The sequence below is a fragment of the Polaromonas sp. P1_E1_2 genome (genome assembly GCF_056406035.1).
This window is the reverse complement of record NZ_JBFUAZ010000905.1, coordinates 1-1,113: the sequence shown is the minus strand read 5'-3', so window position 1 is coordinate 1,113 and position 1,113 is coordinate 1. Positions and strand designations below refer to the sequence as shown.

Sequence of the window (1,113 nt, the reverse complement as noted above, 5' to 3'; positions counted from 1 at the left end):
CCCACGGGGATTCGGTCGTACCCGCCGTAACCCGGCGAGCAGATTGGGAAGAAGATCCACTCATGCCGGCGCTCCCGTATTGCGGCGCTGCCAGGCTTGCAGACCGTTAATCACTAGTAGCAGCACGAATGACACCAGCAGCATCACCACCGCCACGGCGGTTGCGCCGGCGTAGTCATATTGCTCCAGCTTGCCGATGATGATGAGCGGCGTGATTTCAGAAATCATGGGCATGTTGCCGGCGATGAAGATGACCGAACCGTATTCGCCGATCGCCCGCGCAAAGGCCATGGCAAAGCCGGTGAGCAGCGCCGGTGTGATGTGCGGCAGGATGACTTTTGTGAAAATCTGCAGGCGCGTGGCGCCCAGCGAGGTGGCGGCTTCTTCGAGTTCTTTCTCGGCGTCTTCCAGCACCGGCTGCACCGTGCGCACCACAAACGGCAGGCCGATGAAGATCAGCGCGATCACTACACCGGCCGGCGTGAACGCCAGCTTGATGCCCATGGGCTCGAGGTACTGGCCTATCCAGCCGTTACCGGCCAGCAAAGCCGTGAGCGAGATGCCGGCCACGGCTGTGGGCAGCGCAAAAGGCAAATCCACCAGCGCATCGACGATCTTTTTACCCGGAAATTTGTAGCGCACCAGCACCCAGGCCAGCAGCAGGCCAAACACCAGGTTGACGAGCGCGGCGATCAGCGATGCCCCAAACGTGAGGCGGTAAGACGCCAGCACGCGTGGTGACGTCACTGCGGTGACGAACTGGTCCCAGCTCAGCGTGAAGGTTTTGAAAAACAGCGCCGAGATCGGGATCAGCACGATCAGGCTAAGGTACAGCACGGTGTAGCCCAGCGTGAGACGAAAGCCGGGCAAGACCCGCCTGGCGGCTCTTTTGCTACCCGCAGGGATTCCCGGCACCACCGCGGAAGGCGGCGCCACAGAAGACAAGGCAGTCATGGTGGTGCGGTTTACTTGACGGTGTACAGCTTGTCGAACTGCCCGCCGTCATTGAAGTGCACTTTTTGCGCTTCGCCGAGGCTGCCAAAGACGTCTTGCACCGTGAAGAGCTGCAGCGGCTTGAAGGTGCTGGCGTATTTTTTCAGGATGGCCTGCGAG

The 1,113-nt window shown here is 60.8% G+C and carries 1 protein-coding gene and 1 pseudogene; both read right to left on the bottom strand.

Annotated features, from left to right (window positions below):
- Nucleotides 1-60: 60 nt before the first annotated feature.
- A complete protein-coding gene (gene cysT / locus AC1D1P_RS23970) occupies nucleotides 61-954 on the bottom strand; it encodes a sulfate ABC transporter permease subunit CysT (protein WP_477674738.1) in 894 nt (297 codons plus the stop codon).
- Between the two features lie 11 nt (nucleotides 955-965).
- A pseudogene (locus AC1D1P_RS23965) lies at nucleotides 966-1,113 on the bottom strand (sulfate ABC transporter substrate-binding protein); the annotation flags it as partial.

What these genes read in the sequence shown, in the direction of transcription:
- cysT (WP_477674738.1), bottom strand. Translation starts at nt 954, where the DNA reads ATGACTGCCTTGTCTTCTGTGGCGCCGCCTTCCGCGGTGGTGCCGGGA.